13 protein-coding genes are annotated in these 15,612 nt (G+C 68.5%); 5 read left to right on the top strand and 8 right to left on the bottom strand.

What is annotated here, in order from left to right:
* Positions 1-2: 2 nt before the first annotated feature.
* From AC1RL8_RS23195 to AC1RL8_RS23180, 4 genes are read right to left on the bottom strand one after another with little or no spacing between them, the layout of a single operon-like run.
* Positions 3-1,271 (bottom strand): biosynthetic peptidoglycan transglycosylase, encoded by a 1,269-nt coding sequence (locus tag AC1RL8_RS23195; RefSeq protein WP_492686778.1) that lies wholly within the window; start codon positions 1,269-1,271, stop codon positions 3-5.
* 13 nt (positions 1,272-1,284) lie between these two features.
* On the bottom strand, positions 1,285-1,854 hold the full coding sequence (locus AC1RL8_RS23190) for a hypothetical protein (protein WP_492686779.1): 570 nt from the start codon (positions 1,852-1,854) through the stop codon (positions 1,285-1,287).
* Complete coding sequence (xrtQ, locus tag AC1RL8_RS23185) at positions 1,835-2,767, bottom strand: exosortase Q (RefSeq protein WP_492686780.1); 933 nt, start codon at positions 2,765-2,767, stop codon at positions 1,835-1,837. Before xrtQ ends, AC1RL8_RS23190 begins: the two co-directional genes overlap by 20 nt.
* A 17-nt stretch (positions 2,768-2,784) precedes the next feature.
* A complete protein-coding gene (locus AC1RL8_RS23180) occupies positions 2,785-4,857 on the bottom strand; it encodes a VIT and vWA domain-containing protein (RefSeq protein WP_492686781.1) in 2,073 nt (690 codons plus the stop codon).
* Between the two features lie 216 nt (positions 4,858-5,073).
* Between AC1RL8_RS23180 and creD the strand changes: the two genes are divergently transcribed.
* The 4 genes from creD (at position 5,074) to AC1RL8_RS23160 (ending at position 11,073) form a co-directional block, all read left to right on the top strand.
* Positions 5,074-6,561: a cell envelope integrity protein CreD gene (creD, locus tag AC1RL8_RS23175; RefSeq protein ID WP_492686782.1), complete on the top strand. Its 1,488-nt coding sequence runs from the start codon at positions 5,074-5,076 to the stop codon at positions 6,559-6,561.
* Positions 6,558-7,850: a glycoside hydrolase family 3 N-terminal domain-containing protein gene (locus AC1RL8_RS23170; RefSeq protein ID WP_492686783.1), complete on the top strand. Its 1,293-nt coding sequence runs from the start codon at positions 6,558-6,560 to the stop codon at positions 7,848-7,850. The genes creD and AC1RL8_RS23170 overlap by 4 nt, the downstream gene beginning before the upstream one ends.
* Positions 7,851-7,860: 10 nt before the next feature.
* Positions 7,861-10,254, top strand: a complete 2,394-nt coding sequence (locus AC1RL8_RS23165) for a penicillin-binding protein 1A (protein ID WP_492686784.1) — start codon at positions 7,861-7,863, stop codon at positions 10,252-10,254.
* Positions 10,255-10,467: 213 nt separating this feature from the next.
* Entirely contained in the window at positions 10,468-11,073 is a 606-nt protein-coding gene (locus AC1RL8_RS23160) for a hypothetical protein (RefSeq protein WP_492686785.1), read from the top strand.
* On the opposite strand, the gene creC is transcribed toward AC1RL8_RS23160, so the two are convergent.
* Both creC and creB read right to left on the bottom strand, forming a co-directional pair.
* Entirely contained in the window at positions 11,067-12,509 is a 1,443-nt protein-coding gene (gene creC, locus AC1RL8_RS23155; RefSeq protein WP_062473809.1) for a two-component system sensor histidine kinase CreC, read from the bottom strand. The two genes, AC1RL8_RS23160 and creC, sit on opposite strands and share 7 nt — an antisense overlap.
* Positions 12,506-13,300: a two-component system response regulator CreB gene (gene creB / locus AC1RL8_RS23150; RefSeq protein ID WP_369630754.1), complete on the bottom strand. Its 795-nt coding sequence runs from the start codon at positions 13,298-13,300 to the stop codon at positions 12,506-12,508. The genes creC and creB overlap by 4 nt, the downstream gene beginning before the upstream one ends.
* A 569-nt stretch (positions 13,301-13,869) precedes the next feature.
* Here creB and AC1RL8_RS23145 point away from each other — a divergent pair.
* A complete protein-coding gene (locus AC1RL8_RS23145) occupies positions 13,870-14,820 on the top strand; it encodes a YcjF family protein (RefSeq protein WP_492686786.1) in 951 nt (316 codons plus the stop codon).
* Positions 14,821-14,925: 105 nt separating this feature from the next.
* On the opposite strand, the gene cueR is transcribed toward AC1RL8_RS23145, so the two are convergent.
* Both cueR and AC1RL8_RS23135 read right to left on the bottom strand, forming a co-directional pair.
* On the bottom strand, positions 14,926-15,345 hold the full coding sequence (cueR, locus tag AC1RL8_RS23140) for a Cu(I)-responsive transcriptional regulator (protein ID WP_062473804.1): 420 nt from the start codon (positions 15,343-15,345) through the stop codon (positions 14,926-14,928).
* Entirely contained in the window at positions 15,345-15,539 is a 195-nt protein-coding gene (locus AC1RL8_RS23135) for a heavy-metal-associated domain-containing protein (protein ID WP_062473802.1), read from the bottom strand. Before AC1RL8_RS23135 ends, cueR begins: the two co-directional genes overlap by 1 nt.
* Between the last annotated feature and the right edge of the window lie 73 nt (positions 15,540-15,612).

Raw genomic sequence — 15,612 nt, 5'->3', positions numbered from 1 at the left:
CGTCACTGCACGGCCTCCGGTGGCGCGTACTTGGCGGCGGCCACGCTCTTGAGCAGCGCCTCGCGCTGGTTGCGGCTGATGCCGCGCACGCTCTCGGCCACCCACTTGGTGCGGTCGGCATCGATGTGGCCGTCGCGCCGCCATTGCTCCAGCACGGCCTGCGGCTTGTGCAGCATGGCCGCGAGCCAGACCGCCTGCGCCGGTTCGAGCGTGCGTGCGCTGCGCTTGAAGTAGCGCCGCGCCGCGGCCTCGCCGCCGCAGAGGTTGCCACCCCACGGGGCGTTGTCCAGGTACAGCTGCAGGATGCGGGCCTTGCCCAGCGTCTGCTCCATCTCGACCGCGTACAGCAGCTCGCGCAGCTTGCGCTCGGCCGTGCGGTCGCTGCCGGTGACCAGCAGCTTGGCCAGCTGCTGCGTGAGCGTGCTGCCCCCGCGCCGGGTCTGGCCGGGCTTCTGGTTGTGGTCGATCGAGGCGAGGATTTCGGTCAGGTCGTAGCCGGCGTGGCTGAAGAAGCGCTGGTCTTCCGCCGCGATGACCGCGCGCGCCAGCCAGCTGTCGTTGGCCAGCTTGGCCGACGGGCCGCAGCTGGTGCGCGCGCCCAGCATGGCCTCGGTGCCCAGCCCTTCGACCGTGAACTGGCCGATGGTCGGCTGCACCGCGAAGGTGGCGTCGGGCAGCAGCAGCTGCGCCTGCAGCGCCAGCGTGCCGCCGATGCGGGCGCGCTGCAGCTCGGGCAGCGCCGGCACGAGCACGGCGTACCAGCGGGCGATGGGCGCGTCCTGCACGCGAACGTCGAGCTGCAGGTTCTTCGGCGCGAGGCGGCCGGTCCAGGTGCCCTGCAGCAGGGCGTTGCTGTCGGCCGCCTGGGGCGTGGCCTCGAAGGTGCCGGCCAGCGTGTTGCCATCGCGCCGCACGGTGGCCACCAGCCGCTCGACCTTGATCGGCTGCGTACCGAGCGCGGGCACGTCGGCGCTGCACGGCGCGCAGCGCATCTGCTGCTGGCCGGTTTTCTCGTCCCAGGTGAAATGCACGGTGCCGAAGCGGGTGTCGAGCGCGTGGCCATTCAGCCGCGGCGCGAACCACGACGAGGTGGCCAGGCGCACCGCGGTCGGCACGCCGACCTCGAAGTCGAGCGGGCCGGCCTTGACCGTGGTGCTCCATTCGCCCGCCGCCGGCGCAAGGGCGATCTTGGCGATCAGGAAGATGGCCACCAGGGCGGTCAGGACGAGGGCCAGCAGCCCGAAAAGCACGAATCGCAGGGTCTTCTTCACAAACACGTTCTCATCACATCGGTCTTGCCACGGTGACAGCTTGCCACGGACCGTGCGACTGGCCGCTGGCCGCCGCCCAGTACCAGGCCGAAGTGTCGGTGAAAGCCGTGCCTTGGGCGTCGACGATGCGCTCGCAGACGCGGAAATTTGCCGTACCGTGCCGTTGCGCCACAAAACAGCGCCACATCCGCGCTTGCGCGTCGCGTTCCAGCCGCGCCTGCTCGATGCGGTAGCCCAGCGCGCGGTAGCAGTCGGCGGCCGGATGCAGCATGCGCGTGGGCCGGTTCACGGCGCGCATCACCAGCGTCTGCTGGCCGTCGGTCATGCGGCCGATTGCGCCCGGGAAGCGATCGGCAAAGCGCTGCTCGACCTCGCTCAGCGCCAGCGGGCGCAGCGGCACGCCGTCCCACTGGCTGGGCCATTCGTGGGCACCCACCGCGTCGGCTTCGGCCGCCGGCGCGCGCAGCGCCGCGGCAGCCGACCAGAGCACGCACAGCAGCATCGCCAGCGCGAAGGCGCTCTTGTGGCCCACGCGGTTGATGAAATGGTTGGCGAACCAGCGCTCAACGAACGGTATCGACACGGCGGCCTCCTTCGGCGGTGATCAGGCCCGGCAGCGGGCGGTCGAATTCGATGCGCGGTGCGACGCGCGCCGGCACCATCAGGCGCGCGATGGCGCCGCACACCACGGCCAGCAGCACCAGCCCCAGCGCGTTGTGCGCCCAGGGCGCGAGCGCGTGGCCGGCGCCTTCAAAAGCGATCAGCACGCTGTTGCGCACGATGTTGCCGGTCAGCACCAGCAGGCCGACGGCCGGCAGGCGGCGCAGGAAGGCGCGGTCGCTGCGCCGCGCCCACAGCGCGACCGCGCAGACCGTGAAGTAGCCCAGCCACACCATCTGCACGCCCGAGCAGGGCGCGTCGACGATCACCAGGCGCCCGTCGACCATCAGCGTCGCGCCTTCGCGCGCCACCTCGAAACCCGGCGCGAGCAGCCAGCGGCTGGCCTCGGCCGTCACCACGCGCAGCGGATAGCCCGCGTAGAACTGCAGCGACGACAGCAGCGGCAGCGCCAGCACCGACAGCCCAGCCACCGGCAGCGCCGCCACGCCGCGCGGCAGGAAGGCCAGCAGCCCGGCCGCGAGCGACAGCACCGCCACCAGCCCCGAGGCCAGCGGCGGCAGCGCGGGCAGGCCGCCGAGCCCCGTGCGCAGCAGCGTGGCGAGCACGGTGCCCACGCCGGCCAGCGCCAGCCAGCCCAGGCGCGGCGAGGCGCGCAGCTCGCGCCGGCACTGCCAGGCGAGCGCGGCCAGGGCGACCAGCGCCACGAGGCCCAGCGGATCGTCGGAACCGTCCTGCAGGCGGCGCGCCATCCAGGCCCAGGTGGGCGCGAGCGCGGCGCACTGCAGCGCGAGCCAGCCGAAGGCCGGCGTGCGGTCGATGCGGATGGCCCAGTCCACGACGCGCGGATGGTGGTGGGCCAGGGTTGCCAGAGACATGGTCGTGCGTCCTGTGTTCAAGCCGTGAAACGACGGGGGTCGTTGCGACGTGCGCGGCGGCGCAGCATGGCCAGCATCGACAGCACCACGGCGATCGCGCCCAGCGTTTCCGGCTCCGGCGTGCTCGGCACCTCGGCGCCCAGCGCCAGGTCGCTCACGCCCTGCGGCATCGGCAGCGGCTGGTTCACGTCCACGCTGTGCTGCGGCGCGACGTTGCGCACCACCTTGTCCACCGCGATGAAGCTGGTGTACTGCGTGAGCAGGCTGTACTTCAGGCCCAGCTCGGTGATGCGGTCCTTGAAGGCGGCGCTGCCTTCGAGCGCTTCCTGGTCGCTCAGGCTCTGGATGCGGTGGCGTGCCCACAAGGTGCGCAGCGCGGCGGTGTCCTGGCGCGTCTGCGGCGTGATGCGCACTTCCTCGCGGTACGGGCCGGTGGCGGCCTGGCCTTCGATGATCACGCGGCCCTTGGGCTGTCCATTCGAATCCGGGCGCCACTTGCCGAACACGATCACGGGGCGCTCGCCCAGCACGTCGGGCAGCGCCTGCGGCTCCACGTCGTACACATCGAGGCCGCCGAAGGTGGCCTTCACGTTGGTGAGTACGGGCGACTCCACCATGCGGCGAAAACGCGCGGCCTGCTCGGGTGCCTGCACCGGGTCGGTGATGATGAAGGGCTCGCCCATGCCGGCGCGTGCAATGCCTTCCATGAGGCTGCGGTTCACCGACGAGCCGATGCCGAAGGCGAACACGTTGGCCTTCGACAGGTTGTTGCGCACCAGCTCGAAGGCTTCGCGCTCGACCGTCACGTAGCCGTCGGTCACCACCACCACGGTGCGCGACACGTTCGCGGCCTTGGGTTCGGCGTACACGCGCTTGAGCGCCGGGATCAGCTCGGTGCTGCCGCTGCCGCTGTAGTTCTTGATCGTCGCGAGCGCCTGCTCGATGTTGGCGCGCGTGGCCGGCACCGACTGCGGCGACAGCATCTTGTTGCTGCCCGAGAACAGCAGCACGTTGAAGGTGTCGCTGGGGCGCAGGCCGCCGATCAGGCGTTCGAGCACGGTCTTGGCGGTGTCCAGCGGAAAGCCGTGCATCGAGCCCGAGATGTCGACCACGAAGATGTAGTCGCGCGGCGAGATGGCGCTGGCGGTCACGGCCTTGGGCGGCTCGACCATGGCGAGGAAGAAGTTCTCGGCGTTGTCTCCCTGGCCCTTGTAGAGCATGAGGCCCGATTCGATCTTCTCGCCCGCCAGGCGGTAGTCGAGCACGAAGTCGCGGTTGTCAGCGGGGCGGCCGTCGGCACCGAGCGTGATGTCGGCATGCTGGTCTTCGTCGCGCTTCTTCACGTCGATGGCGTGCGTGGCGGAGCGGATTTCCTTCAGGCCCATCGGCGTGTCGATGCTCGCCGTGAGCTTGAAGCTGGTGGCCGGCGCCACGCCGGCGCGCAGCGTGGGCTGCGCCGGCCATGCGGCCTTGGCGTTCTCCGACTGCGGCGAGTTGTAGCGCGGCCCGACCACGGTCGGGAACACGAACTGGTAGTTGCCCGACTGCGGCACCAGCAGTTCGGTGTAGCGCAGCTCCACCTTCACGTCGTCGCCCGGCAGGATGTTGGCGACGTTCATCTGGAACACGTTGGGCAGGTGCTGCTCGAGCAGCGCGGCGGTCTTGCCTTCCTTCTTGGCGGTGTCGTATTCGATCTTGGCCTGCTGCTTCTCGCGGATCTGCGCCGTGATCAGGCGATCGGCCAGGCGCACGTTGAGGCCGCTCACGGCCGCCTTGGTGGAACCGGGAAACACGTACTTCGCCTCGATGGCACGCTGGCCTTCGTTGCGGTAGGTCTGGGTGACCGTGACGTCGGCGATCACGCCCGAAATCTTGACCGAGACCTCGGTGTCCTTCAGCGGCAGGCGGTCGACCGAGGGGTCGTCGCTCTTGACGAAGAAATACGGGCTCTCGGTCTTCAGGCGCGGACCGGCGGGCGCTTCCTGCGCGTGGACCGGGCGGGCGCCCATGGCGATGAAACCCACGGTGGCCAGGCTCACGGTGGCGAGCCAGAGCCAACGGCCGGGGCGTGGGGTGGTGGGGGTGTCCATGGCGGGTGTCCTTCTGCGTGCGAACTTGCACGGCCCTCACTGTCGTGAGCGTGCGAGAAGGCAGTTGGAAGGCGCGTTGAAGTCGCCACAACCGGAGGCGCCGCTGTGTGAAGTCTGTGTGAAGTGCGCCGCGCGGCGGCTTCATACGGCCTTCGGATCGGCCGGAGAGCATCGGCGCCTCATCACGAAAAAACCCGGAAAAGAGGGGAGAAACCCATGCTTCAACTGTTGAAGGCCCTGCAGGCTTCGGTGCTGGTCAAGGTGGCCGGCCTGTTCTTCCTGCTGCTGGTGCTGTGCATTCCGCTGGCGCGCATCGACGACCTGAACCACGCCCGCGGCGAAAGCCAGCAGGAGGCCGCGCGCGAACTCGCCGCGTCCTATGCCGGGCCGCAGGCCATGGTCGGCCCGCTGCTGCTGGTGCCGTACGTGGAGCGCTGGATGGAGCCGCTGCGCGACGCGCAGGGCAAGGTGATCGGGCAGGCCCCGCAGAGCAAGGAGATGGTGCACGCCGTGTTCCCCGACAAGCTGCACATCGAGGGCGACATGGCGCCGCAGGAGCGCTACCGCGGCATCTTCCGCATTCCGTTCTACACGCTCACGGCCGCGCTCGGCGGCGGCTTCGCGGGCTTCGACCCGCAGGCCGTGCCGCACAGCGAAAGCGGCTCGTCGATCGAGTTCCGCCCGCCGTTCGTCGCCTTCCACGTGAGCGACCTGCGCGGCCTCGACGGCTCGCCCGCGCTCACCGTCAACGGCGAGGCGCTGCGCTTTCGCCAGCGCGTGCCGGGCCTGCCCGACAACGCCACGTACGCCGACGGCATCCACGCGCCGCTCACGGGCGCCGCGCTCGCCGCCTGGCAGACGGGCAAGCCGCTGGCCTTCGACATGAAGCTCTCGCTGGTGGGCCAGGACACGCTCTCGATGGTGCCGATCGCCGAGGAAACCACCGCGCACCTGCGTTCGCCGTGGGCGCACCCCAGCTTCGGCGGGCGCTTCCTGGCCACGCAACGCGAGGTGACGCCGCAGGGCTTCGACGCGCACTGGCGCGTGTCCTCGCTGGTGACCACGGCGCGCGAGCAGGTGCGCGCCGGCCTGTGGGGCGGCGAAGGCGATGCCGCGCAGAACGCCGCGGCGGCCGTCGTGCGCACAGCGCCCTCGGCGTCGATGTCGCGCCATGCCTCGGGCCCGCTGCAGACCTTCGACGTGTCGCTCGCACAGCCCGTCAACGTGTATTCGATGAGCACGCGGGCCGGCAAGTACGGCGCGCTCTTCATCGGCCTGGTGCTGATGGCGGCCTTCATGTTCGAGCTGTTCCGCAAGCTGCGCCTGCACCCGGTGCAGTACGGACTGGTGGGCCTGTCGATCGCGCTGTTCTTTTTGCTGCTGCTCGCGCTGTCGGAGAAGTTCGCCTTCTGGATGGCCTACGCGGGCGCGGCCGCGGCCAGCGTGGCGCTGCTGGCCGTGTACTTCAGCGCGGTGCTCGAAGGCTGGCGCCGCGGCCTGTCGTTCGCCGCTTTCGTGGCGCTGCTGTACGGCGCGCTCTACGGCCTGCTGGCCTCGGAAAGCAATGCGCTGCTGCTGGGCGCGCTGCTGATCTTCGGCATGCTGGCCACGCTGATGCTCGTGACGCGCAAGGTCGACTGGTATGCGCTGTCGCGCCGCAGCGAACCCGCCCCGGCCACGCCGGCGGCCACGGTGGACGCATGAGGCTGCTGCGCGCCATCCCCGGCGTGCTCGGCTGGCTGCTGCTGGCCGTGCTGTGCGCCTGGGCCTGGCACCTGAAGGACCCGCATCTGCGCTTCCTGCGCGAGGAGGAGCTGCCACTGCTGCTCGCCGCGCTGTGCGCCAGCGGCGCGATCGCCTGGCGCAGCGCGCGTGGTGCGCGCCGTGTGGTGGCGCTGGCCCTGACGGTCGGCGCGACATTGACGGCGCTGGGCCACGAGCTGGCCTCGCGCCAGCACCGGCTGGAGGTGAGTGCGGCCTCGGGCCCGGTGGCGCAGGCACTGGGCGCGCGCTTCATCGTCGGCTACGACGACGCGAACGACCTGCGCGAGCTGGCCCGCCGGGGCCTGATCGGCGGCATCTTCGTCACCGGCCGCAACGTGAAGGGCCGCAGCGCCGACACGCTGCGCGCGGAAATTGCCAGCCTGCAGGCGCTGCGACAGGCGGCCGGCCTGCCGCCGCTGGTGGTGGCGACCGACCAGGAAGGCGGCGGCGTCTCGCGCCTGTCGCCGATGGTGCCCCGCCAGCCGGCACTCGCCAGCCTGCTCGAGGCCGACGTGCCCGCACACGAACTGTTGCAACGTGCCCGCGCCTACGGCGCGCAGCAGGGCGGGGCGCTTGCCGCGCTGGGCATCACGCTGAACTTCAGCCCCGTGGTCGACCTGCGCCCCGGCCGCGCCCCGGGCCGCTGGGACCTGCACACCCGCATCGAGGAACGCGCCATTTCCAGCGACCCCGACGTCACCGCGCAGGTGGCGCTCGCTTACGAGCAAGGCCTTGAATCGGCTGGCGTGCGCGGCACGCTCAAGCACTTTCCCGGCCTGGCCGGCGTGACCGAGGACACGCACCACATGGGTGCCGAACTGCACACGCCCGTGGCCCGGCTGGCCGCGCACGACTGGAAGCCGTTTCAAGACGTGTCGAAACATTCGGATGCCGCGATCATGCTCGGCCATGTCATCCTTCGGGAACTCGACGCGGACGCGCCGGTCTCTTTCTCACGCAAAATCGTGCGGCAGGTGATTCGAGGCGAATGGGGCTTTCAGGGCCTGCTCGTCACCGACGACCTCACGATGGGCGGGGCCTACAACCGAGGTCTTTGCAACGCCACGCTGGGCGCACTCGACGCCGGGGTGGACCTGCTGCTCATCGCCTACGACCACGACAAGTATTTCGATGCCATGCACTGCGCGCTGGAAGGCGTGCGGCGCGGCGCGCTCGATCCCCGGGTGACGGAACGCCCGCGCGCGCCACGGCTCCAACCTCTTCGCTAGCCCCCATCCCATGTCCCAAGAACCTCGCCCTTCCCAACCCGCCGGTGCGCTGCACCAGCTCCCGTGGAAACGCATCGCCGGCTGGAGCGCCATCGCGGCCGGTGCCGGCGCCGTCGCGCTGCTGGGCGCCGCCATCGTGGGGGTGGTCGCCATCTACCCGAAGCTGCCCGACATTTCCGAGCTGGCCGACTACCGGCCCAAGCTGCCGCTGCGCGTGTACACGGCCGAGGGTTCGCTGATCGGCGAGTTCGGCGAGGAGCGCCGCAACCTCACGCCCTTCGCGAACATTCCGAAGGTCATGAAGGACGCCGTGCTGGCCGTGGAAGACGCGCGCTTCTACGACCACGGCGGCGTGGACTACAAGGGCTTCGCGCGCGCGGCCGTGGCCAGCTTCAAGGGCGGGCGCAAGCAGGGCGCCTCGACCATCACGATGCAGGTGGCGCGCAACGTCTACCTGAGCTCGGAGCGCACGCTCAGCCGCAAGGCCTCGGAGATCGTGCTGGCCTTCCGGCTCGAGCAGCAGCTGAGCAAAGACCAGATCCTGGAGATCTACCTGAACCAGATCTACCTGGGCAACCGCGCCTACGGTTTCGCCGCCGCCTCCGAGGCCTACTTCGGCAAGCCGTTGCAGCAGGTGACCATCGCCGAAGCCGCCATGCTCGCCGGCCTGCCGAAGGCGCCCGGCGCCAACAACCCGGTGGCCAACCCGCGCCGCGCGCGGGCGCGCCAGCTCTACGTGATCGACCGCATGCACGAAACCGGCTTCATCACCGCCGAACAGGCGGCCGAAGCCAAGAAGGAAGAACTGCACCTGCGCGACGCCGCCGACCCGAACCGCCTGCACGCCGAGTACGTGGCCGAGACCGTGCGCCAAATGATGTACGCGCAGTACGGCGACAGCATCTACACCAGCGGCATGAAGGTCTACACCTCGCTGGTGGCGGCCGACCAGGCCGCGGCGTACAAGTCGCTGCGCAAGGGCATCATGGATTACGAGCGCCGTCAGGTGTACCGCGGCCCCGAGAAGTTCGTCGACCTGCCGGCCAGCGGCCAGAAGGAAATCGACGAGGCGGTCGACGAAGCCCTGGCCGAGCACCCCGACAACGGCGACGTGATCTCGGCCGTGGTGCTGGAAGCCAGCGCGAAAGAAGTGACGGCGGTGCGCGCCAACGGCGAAGCCTTCGAGATCTCGGGCGAGGGCCTCAAGCCCGCGCAGTCCGGCCTGGCCGCGAAGGCGCCGCCGAACATCAAGATCCGCCGCGGCGCCGTGATCCGCGTCGCCAGGACGCCCAAGAACACCTGGGAGATCACGCAGCTGCCCGAAGTGGAGGGCGCCTTCATCGGCATGGACCCGCGCACGGGCGCCATCACGGCGCTGGTCGGCGGCTTCGACTTCGGCAAGAACAAGTTCAACCACGTGTCGCAGGCCTGGCGCCAGCCGGGTTCGAGCTTCAAGCCCTTCATCTATTCGGCCGCGCTCGAAAAGGGCTTCACGCCCGCCACCGTGGTGAACGACGCGCCGCTGGTGTTCGATGCCGCCGCCAACGGCGGCCAGCCCTGGGACCCGAAGAACTTCGACGGCGGCTTCGAAGGCCCGATGCCGCTGCGCAACGCGCTCATGAAGTCGAAGAACCTGGTCACGCTGCGCGTGCTGCAGTCGATCGGCGCGCCCTACGCGCAAGACTGGGTCACCAAGTTCGGCTTCGACAAGGACAAGCACCCGGCCAACCTGCCGATGGGCCTGGGCGCCGGCTCGGTCACGCCGATGCAGATGGCGGTGGGCTATTCGGTGTTCGCCAACGGCGGCTACCGCGTGAACCCGTACCTCGTGACCCGCGTGACCGACCTCAAGGACAAGGTGCTGATGGAAACCGAGCCCCCGGTGCTCGACGAAAGCCGCCGCGCCATTCCCGCGCGCAACGCCTTCATCATGGAATCGCTGCTGCAGAGCGTGGTCAAGGGCGGCTCCGGCTTCAAGGCCTACCAGGCGCTCAAGCGCGACGACCTGTACGGCAAGACCGGCACCACCAACGACTCCTTCGACACCTGGTTCGCGGGCTTCCAGCCCACGCGCGTGGGCATCGCCTGGGTCGGCTACGACACGCCGCGCCAGCTCGGCGTGCGCGGCGAGACCGGCGGCAGCCTGAGCCTGCCGATCTGGATCGGCTACATGCAGTCGGCGCTGCGCGGCGTGCCCGTGACCCTGCCGGCCGAACCGCCCGGCGTGGTGAGCATCGACGGCGAGTGGTACTTCGACGACTTCACGCCGGGCCACAACGTGGCGAGCCTGGGCCTGGAAAGCGCCGAGCAGCCGATCCAGCCGGTGGAAGTGCTGACGGGCGCGCCGGTCGGTGCGCCGCCACCGCCCGAGGAACGCAACCGCATCCTCGATTTCTTCAGGTAACGGCACTCCCCCAGGCTACGCGCACTTCGTGTCGCTACGCCAACCCCCTCGCCGGGGGCAACACCAGCGGCCCGGCAAAGCCGGTTCCGCGGTGTTTCACGAAAAGACGATCCAGCAGAAGGAAAACGCGGGCGGTCTGCGGTGCCTACACTCGGTGCCGCGGCCCCCGCTTCTTTTTTTGTCTCTTCTCTTTTCTCCCCTTTTCTCGCATCCATGGAAATCCTCACCCTGGTGGCCCTGATCGCCTCCGGCTTCTACATCCTGAAATCCAAGGAACAGCGCCAGCGCATCGCGCTGCTCGGTCGCCATCTGGGCCGCTACCAGATCGAGAAGCTGATGGAGAGCCTGACCCAGGGCTATCTGCGCTGCCTCGGCGAAGACGACGCCGAGCGCCGCCAGCAGATCTGGCACCTGCTCGACGCCACCGAGGAAAAACTCGCCGGCCAGTTCGAGACCTTCGCTGCCGAACTGGCGCGCGAACCCGAAGCCGACACGCGCGTGAGCCGGCTGCCCGTGGCCTTGCCGTTCGCCACCACGCTGTTCCCTTCCGCCAGCTTCGACCTGCGCGAGGCATTGCGCATTCATGCGCGCGGCATCGCGGGCGTGGCAAAAAATGCCGCCGGCCGCTCACCGAAATCGAAGGCCTTCACGATGTCGGCCGAGCTGTTCCTGATGCAGCACACCTGCCACTGGTTCTGCAAATCGAAGGCGGTTGCGTCGGCACGCATGCTGGCGCGGCACCAGACGTCGTACGAGCAGTTGCTCGACGCCGTGAGCCCCGAGACGCGCGAGGCCTACCGCGCGCTCGTGGGTCAGTGATGGGTTGACAGCAGCGGCAGCGTGAGCGTCGCCACGGCGCCGCCACGCGTTGCGTTGCCCAAGTCGATGCGGCCCCGGTGCAGGGTCGCGATCTCCTTCACGAACGCCAGCCCCAGGCCCGTGCTTTTCTTCTGGCTGTGCGGTCGGGCGAGCGAGTAGAACTTCTCGAAGACTTTTTCCTGCGCGTAGTCCGGAATGCCCGGGCCGTGGTCGCGCACGTTGATGCGCGCCAGGCGCGAGGTGGTTTCCAGCGTCAGCAGCACCTCGCTGTCGGGCGGTGAAAAGTCGAGAGCGTTGTCGAGAAGGTTGCTGATCGCGCGGCGCAGCAAAAACGGATCGCCTTCGACGCGCGCAGGCTCGCGGATGTTCACGATCAACCGGATGTTGCGTCGCGACGCAGCGGGTTGCGCGCTGGCGGCAATGTCCTCGATGAGCGGGCCCAGCGCCACGGGTTCGGTGCGGTCGAGCGTGCGCCGCGTTTCGAGCGCGGTGAGCTCCATCATGCGGTCGACGATTTCCTGGATGCGCTGGGTTTCGCGTTCGATGTTCTTCAGGAAACGTTCGCGCTGGTCGTGCGGCATCTGCGGTTCCTGCAGTAGCTCGGCCGCGCCGCGGATGGCCGAGAGCGGGCTCTTCACTTCGTGCGTGAAGGTCTGCACATAGTCGGCCACGTAGTTGCGCCCGGTGAGCGCATCGCGCATTTCGCCGAAGCCGGTGCGCACCGCGTCGACCGCGCGCCGCGCCATGCGCGACAGGCTCAGGCTGCGCTGCGCGCGCACCCAGGTCCAGTAGTCGCGGATCAGGCCGAAGGGCCGCACCAGCCAGACCGAGACGATCACGGTGAGCAGCAGCAGCGCCAGCGCCGAACCCACGCCGACCCAGATGGTGCGCACGCGTGCGTCTTCGACGAACTGGCCGAAGCTCTGCACCGGCTTGCCGACGCTGACGACGCCGACGATCTCGTCGTTCCAGCGGATCGGCGCGCCGACGTACATCACCGAGGTGCGCGGGTCGCCGTCGACGTCGCGCGAGGTGCGCGCGCCGTACAGGCCGCCGAGCGTGCGTTTCACGTCGCTCCACTGCGAATAGTCGTTGCCCAGGTGGCGGCCGAGCGAATCGAACATCACGCGGCCGGTGCGGTCGGTGACGTACACGCGCAGCTCGACCCGGCTCTTGTGCAGGTTGTAGATCTGGGCCGAAAACTCGCGCGTGTAGACGCTGCGAAACAGCGGCTCCAGCCGCGCCGTGTTGATGGCGCCGGCGATCACGTCCTGCTCGACCAGGCTGGCCATGAGCTGCGAGGTCTCGACCAGCGATTCCTCGGCCGACTCGCGGTAGCGCGGGTCGATGTCGGAAACGACGCGGTACAGCAGGAAGGCGATGCCCGCCGTGTAGATCAGCAGGATGCCTATGAAGATCCGCGTGCGCCGGGTCATTCCCTGCTGGCAGGCAGATCTTCGTGCAGCGCGTAGCCGGTGCCGCGCAGCGTGCGGATCGGCTCCACCTCCGGCGCGATGGTCTTGAGCTTGGCGCGCAGCGTCTTGATGTGCGCGTCGACCGTGCGGTCGAAGCTGTCGCTGGCGTCGTCCCAGACGAGTTGCAGCAGTTCGTCGCGCGTGAACACGCGCCCCGGGCGCTGGACCATGAGTTTCAGCAGGCCGTATTCGTAGCGCGAGAGTTCCAGCAGCCGTCCGTAGTAACGGATTTGCATGCGCTCGCTGTCGAGCGAAAAGGGCGTTGCGGGGGTCTGTGGCGCCGCTGGAGGCGGCGCCGGCGCGTTTTGATGGGGTACCCCATGAATCGGCGCTGCGGCCGCTGGCGGGCTTCCTGGGCCGTTTCTGGCGCTGCGCCGCAGGATGGTGCGCACGCGGGCAACCAGCTCGCGGGGTGAAAACGGCTTGGCAATGTAGTCGTCCGCACCCAGTTCGAGGCCCACCACGCGGTCTATTTCGTCGCTGCGGGCCGTCAAAAACACCATCGGTACCTCCGGGCCGCCCATCGACTGGTTCAGCGCCTGGAGGCGTTTGAAGAGCTCGAAGCCGTTCAGGTCGGGCAATCCGATGTCCAGGATGGCGAGGGCGGGGCGCTCCTGCGCGAACTGCGCAATGGCTTCTTCGGCCGTGGCGCACCAGATCGGCTGGAAACCGTCGCTGCTCAGAACGTACTGGAGCGTGTCGGCGATGCCCGATTCGTCTTCGGCAATCAGGATCCGGGGTTTGAAGCTCATCCGGCGATGTTAGCGAGGGCCACGAACGACCCGTGCCCGGTTTTTCGCCCGAGGCGCTGGGGACCGGCGCGGCCTTTCGTGGCTTTTTTTTTCGGGCGCGGCTTTTCCTCTTCCTGTCTTCTTATTCTTCTTATTCAAATTAGTAGTAGTAGATAAGGGTCGCACCCGTCTGTGGAAAGGTCGCTTTTTCCTTGACGTGACAACGACTTGTCATGCCCGCGTCACTGTGCGCACCCGCGCTTCCGTGGTGTACCCGCAACTTGGACAACATGGGGTAACCCGTCGGCCCTGTGGATAACCGATGGCTTGTGCAAAAACTCTCCCCAGAGTTGTCCTTTGACAGCCTTCGCCAATTCTGCGAAAGGCGGTTTTCGGGCCGAGAAATTCATTGCCTGTTAATTGAGCAGGCTGTAGATTTCCATTGCAAATCAATGACTTGCGACGCCCCTACAGAGCAGTGCCGGGGTTATCCACAGAGTTGCCCCAGTTTTGTGGGGAGAACGCGTGGAGGAACCTTCGGGCGCCGCGCGGACCCAATCCGCTCCTTCACATGACGAAAAAACTCGAACATGACACCTTCTGAAACAAAAGCGATCGTCACCCTGAGCCTGCTGGCGGCCTTCGTCGACGGCGAGAAGCACGAACGCGAGCGCGCCGAGATCAAGCGGATCGCCGAGGGCCTGTCGCAGGCCGACGGTGTGAACCTGCCGACGATCTACCAGGACGTGCTGATGAAGCGGGTGTCGCTGGCCTCGGTGGCCGGCGAGCTGAAAAGTGCCGAGTCGCGCCAGCTGGCGTACGAGATGGCGGTGTGCATGTGCGACGCCGACGGCGTGCAGTCGGAGCCGGAGCGGCTCTTCCTGATGGACGTGCGCAGTTCGCTCGGCCTGGACGCCTCGGCGGTGCAGTTCTCGCAGCGGGCGGAAGACATTGCCGCCGCGGTACCGGCGGCTGTGGCGGTAACGGCTGCAACGGCGGCAACCCCCGCGGCGCCGCAGGCGCCCGACAGCACCGAGCTCGACCGCGCGATCCTCAACGCCGCCATCCTCAACGGCGCGCTCGAGTTGCTGCCCGAGACGCTGTCGACCATGGCGATCATTCCGCTGCAGATGAAGCTGGTCTACCGCATCGGGCAGGCGCACGGCTACCAGCTGGACACCGGCCACATCAAGGATTTCCTGGCCACCGTGGGCGTGGGCCTGACCTCGCAGTACCTGGAGCAGGCGGGGCGCAAGCTGCTCGGCGGCCTGCTGGGCAAGGTCGGCGGCGGTTTGCTGGGCGGGCTCGGCAAGCAGGCCGTGAGCTCGGGCATGAGCTTCGCGTCGACCTATGCGCTGGGCCACGTGGCCAAGCGCTACTACGCGGGCGGGCGCACGCTCTCCACGCAGATGCTGAAGGACGCGTTCTCCAGCGTGGTGAAGGAAGGGCAGGGCCTGCAGACGCAGTACCTGCCGGCGATCAAGGAACGCGCGCGCACCCTCGACACGAGCCAGGTGCTGTCGCTGGTCAAGAACGCCTGACTTTTTTCAGGGATACCGTGGAACCGGCTTTGCCGGGCCACCGGTATCGCCCCCGGCGAGGGGGTTGGCGCAGCGACACGAAGTGCGCGAAGCCTGGGGGAGTACCTAGACTTGGCTCAGGTCGTCGAGGATGGGGCAATCCGGCCGCGCATCGCCGTGGCAGCAATGCACGAGGTGCGCCAGCGTGCTGCGCATCGACTGCATGTCGGCGATGCGCTGTTCCAGTTCACCCAAGTGCTTTTGCGCGATGCGCTTGACGCTCGAGCTGGCGCGGCGGCGGTTGTGCCACAGGCCGACCAGTTCGGCGATTTCTTCCATCGAGAACCCCAGGTCGCGCGAGCGCTTGATGAAGCGCAGCGTGTGGATGTCGGCGTCGTTGTACTGGCGGTAGCCGCTCTCGGTGCGTGCCACCGCGGGCAGCAGGCCCAGGCCTTCGTAGTGGCGCACCATGCGCGCCGACACGCCCGACAGCCGCGCGGCCTCGCCGATGGCGACCTGGCGGCCGTGGGCGGAGGTCGCCGTCATCATTGAACGGTGTAGCCGGCGTTCTCGATCGCGACCACGATGTCCTGGCGCGGCTGCTGGCTCAACACGTCCACATGGCCGGTTTCGAGATCGACCGTGACCTGCGCGTGCGGGTCGACCGTCTGCACCGCGTCCTGCACCGCCTCCACGCAGTGGTTGCAGCTCATGCCGGAGACCTGGAATTTCTGGCTCATCGTCGTTGCTCCTTGTCGGAATGAATGAAGGGTGGAAGGATTGAACACCCGAATCGGGGACAACGCCAGTTTC

This window comes from Variovorax sp. GW822-FHT04E09 (assembly GCF_058800845.1).
This window is presented reverse-complemented; position numbering and strand designations above follow the sequence as displayed.

What these genes read in the sequence shown, in the direction of transcription:
- xrtQ (WP_492686780.1), bottom strand. Translation starts at nt 2,767, where the DNA reads ATGTCTCTGGCAACCCTGGCCCACCACCATCCGCGCGTCGTGGACTGG.
- AC1RL8_RS23180 (WP_492686781.1), bottom strand. Translation starts at nt 4,857, where the DNA reads ATGGACACCCCCACCACCCCACGCCCCGGCCGTTGGCTCTGGCTCGCC.
- creD (WP_492686782.1), top strand. Translation starts at nt 5,074, where the DNA reads ATGCTTCAACTGTTGAAGGCCCTGCAGGCTTCGGTGCTGGTCAAGGTG.
- AC1RL8_RS23170 (WP_492686783.1), top strand. Translation starts at nt 6,558, where the DNA reads ATGAGGCTGCTGCGCGCCATCCCCGGCGTGCTCGGCTGGCTGCTGCTG.
- AC1RL8_RS23165 (WP_492686784.1), top strand. Translation starts at nt 7,861, where the DNA reads ATGTCCCAAGAACCTCGCCCTTCCCAACCCGCCGGTGCGCTGCACCAG.
- AC1RL8_RS23160 (WP_492686785.1), top strand. Translation starts at nt 10,468, where the DNA reads ATGGAAATCCTCACCCTGGTGGCCCTGATCGCCTCCGGCTTCTACATC.
- creC (WP_062473809.1), bottom strand. Translation starts at nt 12,509, where the DNA reads ATGACCCGGCGCACGCGGATCTTCATAGGCATCCTGCTGATCTACACG.
- creB (WP_369630754.1), bottom strand. Translation starts at nt 13,300, where the DNA reads ATGAGCTTCAAACCCCGGATCCTGATTGCCGAAGACGAATCGGGCATC.
- AC1RL8_RS23145 (WP_492686786.1), top strand. Translation starts at nt 13,870, where the DNA reads ATGACACCTTCTGAAACAAAAGCGATCGTCACCCTGAGCCTGCTGGCG.
- cueR (WP_062473804.1), bottom strand. Translation starts at nt 15,345, where the DNA reads ATGACGGCGACCTCCGCCCACGGCCGCCAGGTCGCCATCGGCGAGGCC.
- AC1RL8_RS23135 (WP_062473802.1), bottom strand. Translation starts at nt 15,539, where the DNA reads ATGAGCCAGAAATTCCAGGTCTCCGGCATGAGCTGCAACCACTGCGTG.